The sequence below is a fragment of the Spirosoma sp. genome (genome assembly GCF_048594605.1).
Taxonomy (GTDB): domain Bacteria; phylum Bacteroidota; class Bacteroidia; order Cytophagales; family Spirosomataceae; genus Spirosoma.
Genome location: NZ_JBMDWV010000026.1, coordinates 1 through 11,378 on the forward strand (window position 1 = coordinate 1; position 11,378 = coordinate 11,378).

Annotated in this window: 8 protein-coding genes, 1 tRNA gene and 1 pseudogene; 6 read left to right on the plus strand and 4 right to left on the minus strand. The window is 48.2% G+C overall.

What is annotated here, in order from left to right:
* Positions 1–311 (plus strand): annotated as a pseudogene (locus ACOJS8_RS01240) (hypothetical protein); the annotation flags it as partial.
* 73 nt (positions 312–384) lie between these two features.
* Here ACOJS8_RS01240 and proS read toward each other — a convergent pair.
* The gene (gene proS / locus ACOJS8_RS01245) at positions 385–1,857 is read right to left on the minus strand and encodes a proline--tRNA ligase (RefSeq protein WP_420146707.1); all 1,473 of its coding nucleotides are present in this window, start codon (positions 1,855–1,857) and stop codon (positions 385–387) included.
* Positions 1,858–2,136: 279 nt separating this feature from the next.
* Here proS and ACOJS8_RS01250 point away from each other — a divergent pair, with 279 nt between their 5' ends.
* Together ACOJS8_RS01250 and ACOJS8_RS01255 are read left to right on the plus strand one after the other, a co-directional pair.
* Positions 2,137–3,417 (plus strand): hypothetical protein, encoded by a 1,281-nt coding sequence (locus ACOJS8_RS01250; protein WP_420146708.1) that lies wholly within the window; start codon positions 2,137–2,139, stop codon positions 3,415–3,417.
* 180 nt (positions 3,418–3,597) lie between these two features.
* Positions 3,598–5,181 (plus strand): hypothetical protein, encoded by a 1,584-nt coding sequence (locus tag ACOJS8_RS01255; protein ID WP_420146709.1) that lies wholly within the window; start codon positions 3,598–3,600, stop codon positions 5,179–5,181.
* 51 nt (positions 5,182–5,232) lie between these two features.
* Here ACOJS8_RS01255 and ACOJS8_RS01260 read toward each other — a convergent pair whose 3' ends face one another.
* From ACOJS8_RS01260 to ACOJS8_RS01270, 3 genes are read right to left on the minus strand one after another with little or no spacing between them, the layout of a single operon-like run.
* Positions 5,233–5,739: a shikimate kinase gene (locus ACOJS8_RS01260; RefSeq protein WP_420146710.1), complete on the minus strand. Its 507-nt coding sequence runs from the start codon at positions 5,737–5,739 to the stop codon at positions 5,233–5,235.
* A 53-nt stretch (positions 5,740–5,792) separates the two neighbouring features.
* On the minus strand, positions 5,793–6,929 hold the full coding sequence (locus ACOJS8_RS01265) for a BT_3928 family protein (protein ID WP_420146711.1): 1,137 nt from the start codon (positions 6,927–6,929) through the stop codon (positions 5,793–5,795).
* Positions 6,930–6,962: 33 nt separating this feature from the next.
* Complete coding sequence (locus tag ACOJS8_RS01270; RefSeq protein WP_420146712.1) at positions 6,963–7,514, minus strand: DUF1599 domain-containing protein; 552 nt, start codon at positions 7,512–7,514, stop codon at positions 6,963–6,965.
* A gap of 102 nt (positions 7,515–7,616) precedes the next feature.
* Here ACOJS8_RS01270 and folP point away from each other — a divergent pair, with 102 nt between their 5' ends.
* The 3 genes from folP to ACOJS8_RS01285 form a co-directional block, all read left to right on the plus strand.
* Positions 7,617–8,474 (plus strand): dihydropteroate synthase, encoded by an 858-nt coding sequence (gene folP / locus ACOJS8_RS01275; protein ID WP_420146713.1) that lies wholly within the window; start codon positions 7,617–7,619, stop codon positions 8,472–8,474.
* Positions 8,475–8,552: 78 nt separating this feature from the next.
* Positions 8,553–8,625, plus strand: a tRNA-Lys gene (locus ACOJS8_RS01280).
* 469 nt (positions 8,626–9,094) lie between these two features.
* Positions 9,095–11,378 (plus strand): glutamate synthase central domain-containing protein (locus tag ACOJS8_RS01285; protein WP_420146714.1); only part of this gene is annotated, 2,284 nt, incomplete at its 3' end.

Sequence of the window (11,378 nt, forward strand, 5' to 3'; positions counted from 1 at the left end):
CCGAACTGGCCATGACGGATGAACAACTTCGGCAAGCGAGTCTGGACGACATTGTCTTTGAATTTCGAAATAAAGCGTATGGCGCTTACGACTTGCGTCGTGCCTATAATACGTCGCTACGGAATGCATTTATCATGGCCATAGGCTTATGCATGATGATAATGGCTATAATGGATCTGGTGAGTCGAAAAACCTGGTCGTACCTAAGCTGGGGCGGGGCGGTCTGGTTACTTGGTCTAATCGCCGTTACGTATGCGGGCGCAAGCTGGTATATGCAGCATCTGCGCCAGCAACAATTATCGATGCGCTAGTAGGCACGTAACAGAAAGAGGTCCGCTATAGCTAACGGTTAGCTATAGCGGACCTCTTTCTGTTACGTAGCGGTTAGTAAGCCCGCGCAAATACTACACGGCCCTTTGATGGCTTGCCCGAATAAAAATCTACACCTTCTTCGGCTTCCTGATCGAATGGAATACAGCGAATGGTGGCTTTAGTTGCTTCTTTGATGGCTTCTTCGGTTTCGCTGGTACCATCCCAGTGCGCCAGCAAAAACCCACCTTTTTCAATCTGCTCTTTAAACTGTTCCAACGTATCGACTTTATGCGTATTCTCCTTTCGGAACGCCAGAGCTTTGTTATAAATCGTTCGTTGAATATCGTCAAGCAATTCTTTAATACGCTCCGTCAGACCGTCGAAAGGTACGGTTTCTTTAGTTTTCAGATCACGACGGGCTATTTCAACCGTACCATTTTCCAGATCACGACCGCCCATTGCCAGCCGAACCGGTACACCACGAAGTTCGTATTCGGCAAATTTCCAGCCGGGTTTATTCGCATCCGAATCGTCGTACTTCACCGAAATCCCCGCTTTTTTCAACTCCTGAACCAGCGGCTTGATTTTAGCAGACAGTTGCTCCAGTTGTTCGTCGGTTCGGTAAATAGGCACGATAACCACCTGAATGGGCGCCAGTTTTGGTGGCAGCACCAGCCCGTCATCGTCGGAATGAGCCATGATTAAGGCCCCCATCAACCGGGTCGAAACACCCCATGACGTTCCCCAAACGTAGTCCAGCTGATTCTGTTTCGTCAGGAACTGTACATCGAACGCTTTCGCAAAATTCTGTCCCAGGAAGTGCGACGTACCGGCCTGCAAGGCTTTACCATCCTGCATCATGGCTTCGATGCAAAGCGTGTCTTCAGCACCCGCAAAACGCTCGTTGGGCGTTTTTGCTCCTTTCACTACGGGTACGGCCATCCACTCTTCGGCAAATTGCGCGTAGACGTCGAGCATCTGGCGAGTCTCGGCCTGTGCTTCTTCCGACGTAGCGTGTGCCGTGTGTCCTTCCTGCCACAGGAATTCGGCTGTGCGCAGAAAAATACGAGTCCGCATTTCCCAGCGTACTACGTTAGCCCATTGATTGATGAGCAGGGGCAGATCACGGTACGACTGAATCCAGTTTTTATACGTACTCCAGATTACCGTTTCCGACGTAGGACGTACAATTAATTCTTCTTCCAGCTTCGCTTCAGGATCAACAATTACGCCCGATCCGTCTTCTGCGTTTTTCAGCCGATAGTGGGTAACAACCGCACATTCTTTGGCAAATCCTTCCACGTGCGACGCTTCTTTGCTCAGGTAGGATTTAGGAATAAACAGCGGAAAATAAGCGTTGGTGTGGCCTGTTTCCTTGAACATATCGTCCAGTGCCCGCTGCATTTTTTCCCAGATCGAAAAGCCGTAGGGCTTAATGACCATACAGCCACGCACGGCTGAATTTTCGGCCAGATCGGCTCGTTTTATTAACTCATTATACCATTCGGAATAATTTTCACTGCGGGACGGAATTGCTTTTGCCATGCGTAGGTAAGTCGTCAGGCAAGCGTTGATACTGGTCGGCAGCTAATCGAAAGTAATTTACCTTTCTCCTGACTAGCGCTGACGACGATCAACTATCGACTAACATTGACTTTTTTTTTAAAACAGATTAAACCTTATCGGATAAATGGGAATCTAACAGATATAGGACTTGCAAAGATAGGTTTTTACTCTATTTTTGTAATCAAACTGATCAATCCAGTGTTATAGATTGAAAGGACTCCAATTTAAGCGTCTTAACGACTTTAATTCCCTGGCCAAATGAACAAACAACATTTATATCGCTACCTGACACTGGGTGCGCTGATGAGTTTCTGGAGCTGTTCATCCAGCCTTCAGACGGCTCAGAACACCGGTGAGGTCGACGATTTGTATGGTAATTCTGGCAACGCTGCCGTTTATGCTAGCAACTCGTCCGACTATTCTTCGATTGATTCCCGGCAGGATCAACGCTACAGTCGTCAGCAGCAGAAGCGATCACTACGTAACGCTAACCCTGATTTCAATGACGAACAGCAGGGTTACAGCTCGAACACTGACGAGTATTACTCAGAATTGAGTGCTCGCAAGCTAAACCGGGGACTTTCTCCTGATCCGGGCTGGAACGATGAAGGCACAAACGCCTACAATTCTGGTTTTGTTAACGGCTACAACTCTGCCATGACTTCAGCGTATAGCTGGAACCGATGGGGCTTTAACAACACAGGCTTCTATAATGGTTTAGGACTTGGACTAGGGATGAGTACGTTCGGGTTCCGGTTCGGTAGTCCATTCTATTCGCCCTTTTACGGCAGTGCGTTTGCCTATAGCCCGTTCAACTCACCATTTGGATATGATCCATTTTATAGCTCGTATGCCTATGGTTGGGGAGGTGGTGGATTTTACAGTCCATTCTATTCGCCTTACAACTACTACGGTGGCGGTGGTTACTGGGGAAATCCTGTGTACGTAAACAATGTATACGTAGCGGGCGCAGATCCGTACCGTACCCGCACTTACAATCCTGCCGTTGGACGTAATGCTGGGCGATATACTTCCAGCTTTGACAACACCCCACGGTCGTATAATTCGGGCAATGGACGTAGCGGCTATAACAATTCGGGTACGGCTAGTAACTCTGCTAACACACGGGGTAACAACAATAATTACTACGCTCGGCCAAGCACAAGCAGTCGGGGTAATTACTATTACGATAACAGCGGCAGAGGTGCCAACAATACGGCTACCAACCCGGCTCCATCGTATAACAGCAACTCCAACAGCGATTATTACGCTCGCCCACGTCAAAGCAGCCGGGGAAGCTACACGCCTTCGAACAACGGATACAGCAACAGCAACCGTAGTTATCAATCGCAGAGCTACCAGCAGCCGTCGTATCAGAATCAGAGTCAGGGCCGGGGAAGCTATAGCCAGCCTAACATGAGTCAGCCAAGCTATAGCCAGCCTAGTCGCAGTTACAGCGCCCCAAGCTACAGTGCTCCAAGTGGTGGCGGTGGCGGCTACTCCGGCGGAGGTGGCGGTGGTGGACGTGGCCCACGGTAGTTTTTTCTAAATAATCATTAAAAAATCCCTGCTGATTAGGACAATTGGCAGGGATTTTCGTTTTCTATCTGTCGAAGATGCTACGTATATGCGGTTCAGTCATTAAACGTTTACTCATTTGATTGTTCTAACGCCAAAACGGAGCCTAATCCACCAATTGCTTTATAAAGATTTACACCCATGAATAAGCATTTCTTTTTTTCGGCTACATTAGTCGTATTCTCCCGGCTGGCTTTTGGTCAGGGAGCAGCTTACGATTATGCAGATGATGCCTTTCGCTTTTCTGATTTTAGTCAGAGTGGAACCGCCCGGTTTCGAGGCCTCGGTGGAAACCATGCTGCGCTAGGCGGTGATGCCAGTAATCTCTTCGGTAATGCCGCTGGTCTGGCGTTTTATAATCGTTCAGAGATTAGTATTAGTCCGATGTATACGTCGGCCAATAACCAGACTACGTTTTTGGGTCAGCAAACGGCCAACAGTGCCAGTAAAGTTAGCGTCGGTCAGTTTGGGGCTGTCTTTGCAGGTGGTACCAATGGAAGTCGGCGGTGGCGCCGGTCTGCCTGGGGAATCACGTATTCGCAATCCGCCAATTTTTTCGATTATTCTAACGCGAGCGGCCGGAACAACAACCCCAACTCCTCCATCGCTCAATCGTACGTTGAGGGTGCAAACAACGCTGCTTATAGCGAACAGGAATTGACGGATGGCTTTTTCCCCAACACTCGCCAGGCCGACTTTCGCGAAGCAGCCGCATATGGGCTGTTTCTCATTAACCCGACAACGACCACAACACCGAATTACTCAGGCCCGCCTTACTCCCGTTTCGATGTTAATACGCCGAAGGATCAACAGTCAACGCTAAGCCGATCAGGAACGCACTCCCAGTGGACACTGGCCTACGCCGGAAACCTGGACGATAAACTTTATATTGGTGGTTCTGTTGCGCTTACGCATTTGCGTTATACATCGGAGTTTAATTTCCTTGAATCACCAGTCAATGGGCAGGTTTTTGCGAACTACGGCCAGATTAATCGCTTCGACGTACGGGGCAACGGCATCAATGCTTCTTTAGGGATCATCTATAAAGTTATCCCTGATTTTCAGGTAGGTGCCACCATAACCTCACCCACCTGGAGCAGTGCCAATGAAACCTTTGGCCAAACCCTTACCGCAAACGTAAAGAATCCGAATCCGCAGGGTATTTCGTTACTCACTAATTCGGTAGACGTTGTCGATCCGTCTAACAACTTCGAGTACACACTTCAAACGCCTTTACGTGGATCGCTCGGGGGAACCCTTTTTCTAAATAAAGGCAAAATTGGCTTTATTACGGCAACGGCTGAGTATGTCAACTACGAAGGTATGCGCGTACGGACATCTGCTTTCACCAATCAACAGGACAATACGTCATTCAAAAACGATGTCAGAAGATTTGTTCAGGATACGTATCAAAACGTAATCAATCTTCGGGCGGGGGCGGAGGTTCGGGCGGGCCTGTTGCGCGTTCGGGCCGGGGTTGGTTATTTGCCAAGTGCATATAAAGTCGATCTGGATCGCGTTGCACAAGCTGACCGGTCTAAACTCCTACTGTCAGCAGGTTTGGGTATGCGTAACGAACGCTTCTTCGCTGATTTAGCGGCTTCGTATCTGACTTTCCAATCCGGTTATTCGCCGTATCAATTGAACAGAGATGCTGATTCGCCTACCGTATCGATCAACAACCGTAGCACGAACGTAATGCTATCCGTCGGTGTATTTTTCTAATGAAATTTTTTATAAATCAAAAAGCCGTGCTACGTAGCACGGCTTTTTGATTTATAACCATTCACCTACTCGTCTCAAGACTTCGTCTTCGTTTGTTTCGCCCGAAATAATTATGTTGGCCTGCGAATAAACAGGCAGTCGGGTTTCGTACCGCTTTTGTAAAACCTCTGAAAGATCGGGAGCGCTGGGGTTGTTAAGTGGCCGATCCTCCTGCGCATGGGCCATTATTCGTTGCACCAATACGTCGACCGGTACATCCAGAAATACCGACACACCAGTAGCGTTAATATAAGCCATGTTATCATGAAAGCAGGGCATCCCGCCCCCGGTTGACACCACCAGGCTACCACCGGGACGTATCGTTCGCAACACGCGTCGTTCCAGTTCCCGGAAATACGCTTCACCCGACTGGGCAAATATATCAGCAATAGAGCGTCCCTCCTGCCGAATAATTAGCTTATCGGTGTCAATAAATCGATAGTGAAGAGCTTCGGCAATTCGTTTCCCCAGTGTACTCTTGCCAGACGACGGCATGCCGATCAGAAAGATATTTTTCATTCATAATAAGCGAATAAGCGATTGAGTGACGTAGTATCCACTCAATTACTCACTCACAATTTTTTAACCTCATCGGCACTGGGTGTGCTGTTATAATGCCATTTACCACGTACCGTACCGTTGCTCATCAGCCACGTACCGGGGTTAGAGCGCATAATCGTTTTCAGCACCGTAGCGTCTGCTTTGTAATATGGTACGTTGTCTAACTGAAATTCTTTGCGAAAAGCTTTGATCTCATCATCGCTAACCGAAGTCAAGATATAAGGTGAAATGGCCGACCCCTCCAGCCCTTCCACCAGCGAACGGATGGCCGGTAAACTACCCGCATCAATATCCTTCGTATTTTTGACGATAATGAAAAGCTTATTTCCGGTAAAGGTTTCCTGCGTGAAATCACTATCATCGCTCCAGATCCGATAGTCGGTTATTTTGGGCTTGGCGTTCTCATTTACCAGCACCATCTCCTTAAACTTATAGCTTTGGTCGGACGGAAATTGCTCAAATTCAGTCGTTTTTCCGTCTTTCTCCATAATGTATTTGTAACGTAGTGGTTCTGATGGCTTCATCTGAGCAGGGATATTCTTGCCCACGGCATAAGGCAACAGATCGAGGGGTGGCAAAAATTGAACCGCATAGATACCCAGGCCTAAGGTCAATAACGTAGTAAGCGCAACCAGCCAGCCTGTTTTACGAGCACGCAATCGGTTACGGTGCCCAATAATAAACAGAATCAAAATTGTCAGCACTACGTCCTTTCCAAACGATGTCCAGGGCTTAAGTTTGATGGCATCGCCAAAGCATCCACAGTCGGTAACGCGATCAAAATAAGCTGAATAGAACGTCAGAAACGTAAAGAAAACGATCAGAAAAAACAGCAGCCAGACCGTCAGTTTCGGCTTGTAAGAAGCTAACAGTGCCACTCCCAGTATCACTTCAGCCGCGCAGAATAATACCGACATTACCAACGTAAAGGGAATAAGCGCCATGAAGAAATCATGCAGAAACGGTACGTCCTGGGCAAAGACTTCGAAATATTCCTCAAACTTGATCTGCGTTCCGACAGGATCATTGAGTTTGATCAGCCCTGAAAAAATAAAAACAACCCCGACTAAAATACGGGCGATACGGGCCGCAATTAACATCGGGGGCGTACCGGTTTTAACTTTAGGTTGCGTTGCTGCTGGATTCATACGTAACGCGGGCGTAGACCCGCTGGTTGACGACTACTGCGGGTTTACGCCCGCGTTACTTTTTATCAAACAAAAAACGGCGTAGTTGATCATATCCATATAATTGGCCTCAACGCCTTCTGAAACTAACGTAGTGCCCTGATTATCCTCAATCTGTTTGGTACGTAGCAATTTCATCAGGATAATATCCGTCATTGAACTTACCCGCATCTCACGCCAGGCTTCACCGTAATCATGGTTCTTGGCAAAGAGCAGATCAATTACCCGACCAACCTGTTCGTCGTATAACTTTTCAAGTTCATCGGTCGGTATGTCGGTACGCAAATCGTTGGTCAACTCAAGCTGAATAAGCGCCATGACACAGTAATTAATAATACCAACAAACTCAGGTTCAATGCCTTCTCCGACTCGGCTAACGCCTGTGTCCTGTAACGTACGGATGCGCTGGGCTTTGATATAAATCTGGTCGGTAATGCTAGGTAGCCGCAAAATGCGCCAGGCCGTGCCATAATCTTGGTTCTTTTTGAGAAATAAATCTTTGCAGCGTTGGATAACCTGCCGATATTCGGATTCCGTATTATTCATAGTCGATAGTCGGCAGCCATCAGCCGATAGTAAACCATAGGAACAAACCACGGTCCGCCGTTGCGGACCGTGACTATCGACTGATGACTGACGACTTTTTTTATGCCGAAAGTTACGAAAAAAACGCTGAACTGCCGGGGCAGGCTGATCGATTTGACAACACCGGCCGTGATGGGAATCCTGAACGTAACACCCGATTCGTTCTTCGCCGGCAGCCGCCTATCAGGTCAGGCATCCATCGCGACGGCTGCCGTTCAGACGGCCCAGCGAATGCTTTCTGAGGGCGCTACGTTCCTGGATGTTGGCGGCTATTCGACCCGACCCGGTGCCGCCGAAGTAAGCCCTACTGAAGAGGCCGATCGAATTTTACCCGCTATTGAAGCCATTCTGAGCCACTTTCCTGACGCGCTCATTTCAGTTGATACCTTTCGGGCTTCGGTTGCGCGACAGGCGATTGATGCGGGCGCTGTGCTGATTAATGACGTAGCCGGTGGAACCTTGGACCCGGTTATGTTTACCACGGTTGCGGAGTTGGACGTACCGTATGTGCTAATGCATTTACGGGGCACCCCCCAAACCATGCGGTCGCTGGCTACGTACCAGAACGTAGTAACTGACGTGATCGATGAGTTGGCAGCCCGACTTATCGAATTACGATCTTTAGGCGTAAAAGACATTATTCTTGACCCCGGATTTGGTTTTGCGAAGACACCTACACAAAATTTTTTTCTGTTAAATTCTCTAACCGCATTCAGCCTTTTCGATGAGCCTTTGCTGGTTGGTCTTTCGCGAAAAACGACGATTTGGAAAACGCTGAACATCAGTGCCGATGAAGCCCTGAATGGCACCACCGTACTCAACACGATAGCCCTTCAGAACGGGGCATCCATTCTGCGGGTTCATGACGTCCGGGAGGCCGTCGAAGTGGTAAAACTGACTCAAAACTTAACTTTTTTTTAGAGCCCTCTTGCGTTTAGCAAAACAAACATCTACTTTTGCATTCCCAAACGACGACAACGGGTTCGCTCAAAGGGAAACGATTCGGTAGCTCAGCTGGTAGAGCAATACACTTTTAATGTATGGGTCCTGGGTTCGAATCCCAGCCGAATCACAAAAAGCCTCAAGCCGCTCACCTGAGCGGCTTTTTTATTTACCACTCCTCTTGTGATTGAACGAAAAAACACCTATTTTCATCATTCGTTTTTTCAGCAATTACTCAGCCACTCAAGTTTTCTGGTATATACTGAACCTCATTAAAATGATGTAAATGGATGATTATCTATTCAACTAACCTGATTACCGTTTGCAAATTGGCATTTTTCAAGAAGAATTATAATCAAAATTACAATTAGGTCCACTAAGTATTAAATTCCGACAAAAGGTGTTTTTGCCGAATTTTTTTGGTAGTATATTGCGTGACTTTGTCACAAACACCCTTCAGCCCGACGACCATCTCCGGATTTAATATTAAGCCGGGCTATTTGATTAATTTAGATTTTCTTAAAAATCGGCTCTGTTTTTTGCGATTCTCACAATGAGAGCGCCTGAAAACAGAAGCCTTATCCAACACTGTTACGACCATGTCTGATCAGGTTGACCAAATGGCGGGTCTTTACCGCCCCGAGTTTGAACACGACAATTGCGGTATCGGCTTTGTAGCTCATATCAAAGGCCGCAAGTCTCACAAGATTGTATCGGATGCGCTCCAGATGCTTCGGCGTATGGAACACCGGGGCGCTGTTGGGTCAGAGCCCAACTCCGGCGATGGCGCAGGCTTGCTCATCCAGATTCCTCACGAGTTTTTCGTTGATGAAACCCGAAAATTGGGTGTTCATCTCCCTCCCGCGCTTGAATATGGCGTGGGAATGGTGTATTTTCCGAAAGACGTATGGCTCCGTGAAGAATGTCGGGCGGTATTGAACCGCAAAATGAAACGGCTCGGGCTGGAGTTGTTGTGCTATCGGGTTGTTCCCGTCAATAACAGTGATCTGGGTAATGGTTCGCGGTCTGCTGAGCCGCAAATGGAGCAGGTGTTTATTAAACGCCCCGCCGACATTACGAATGCAGATGACTTTGAGCGTAAATTATATATTCTTCGCAACTACAGTACCCGTATTATCAATGAAACGATTGCGGGTGTTGACCATTTTTATTTTTCATCGCTCTCCTGCCGTACCATTACGTATAAGGGTCAGTTAACGACTCTTCAATTAGAACCCTACTTCCCCGACCTTCAGAACGATGAGGTGGTTTCTGCGATTGGAGTTGTTCACTCACGTTTTTCAACCAATACATTTCCATCCTGGAAACTGGCTCAGCCTTTCCGTTATATCGCGCATAACGGCGAAATCAATACGGTTCGGGGCAATGTCAACTGGATGAAAGCGGCTGAAGGTCTGCTCGAATCGTCGAAGTTTACTAAAGAGGAGATGGACATGCTGCTGCCCATCTGCGACCCGAAACAGTCGGACTCGGCAAACCTCGACAACGCGATTGAGTTGCTCGTTATGAGTGGGCGTTCGCTGCCACACGTAATGATGATGCTCGTTCCTGAAGCCTGGGATGGTAATGAACACATGGACCCAGTCCGGAAAGCGTTCTACGAGTTCCATGCGGCACTGATCGAGCCCTGGGATGGCCCTGCGTCGATTTCATTTACAGACGGACGTATCGTTGGTGCTACGCTTGATCGCAATGGTCTGCGTCCATCACGGTTCTGGGTGACTAACGACGATGTCGTCATTATGGCTTCGGAAGTTGGGGTTCTGGACATCGATCCGGCTATCGTCGTTTCGAAAGGTCGTTTGCAACCGGGCAAAATGTTTCTGGTTGACATGGAGCAGGGACGTATTGTGGCCGACGAAGAAATTAAAGCGGAAATTTCTACGCGTCGCCCTTACCAGCAATGGCTCGACAGCAATAAAATCAAGATTCAGGATCTGGAAGCGCCAATCCGATCGTACAATCCATATGACCCGGCCAAGTTGCTACGTATGCAGCAAGCCTTCGGCTTTACGTCGGAAGATTTGCGGATGATTCTGGCCCCGATGGTCGAAACGGGGAAAGAAGCGCTTGGTTCTATGGGTACCGACGTACCATTGGCGATCTTATCGGAGCAGAGCCAGCACATGAGTCACTACTTCAAACAGTTATTTGCGCAGGTAACCAATCCGCCAATTGACTCGATTCGTGAGCGGGCCATCATGTCACTGATTTCGTTTGTCGGTGCTACGTATAATCTGCTGAGTGAGTCGCCCGAACATTGCCGTCAGGTCGAACTGGAGCAACCCGTACTGACTACGAAAGAATTTGACAAACTTCGGTTTATCGATAAGCCAAAGTTTCAGGCAAAAACAATTAACTGCCTTTTCACGGCCGATGGCCAGGGCAAGTCGCTCGAACGAGCTCTTGATCGCATCTGCCGGTACGCTGAAGATGCCATTCAGGACGGGTACTCAATTCTGGTGCTGTCCGACCGCGCAATTGACTCCAGCCATGCGCCCATTCCCTCACTGCTGGCTACTTCCGCTATTCACCACTACCTGATTCGTCAGGGTTTGCGGGGTAAGGTAGGTATTGTGGTCGAAGCGGGCGATGTTTGGGAAACGCACCACGTAGCTACACTTATCGGTTATGGTGCGTCGGGCGTGAACCCATACATGGCGTTCGAAACGATTGCCAGTATGAAAGAAAAGGGCTTGTTGTCGGTTGATTACGACCTCGATAAGCTTTATAAAAACTACGTAAAGGCCGTCAACGGAGAGTTGCTCAAGATTTTCTCGAAAATGGGAATTTCTACCCTGCAATCGTACCAGGGCGCTATGATTTTTGAGTGTCTGGGTCTGAATCAGGACGTAGTGAGCC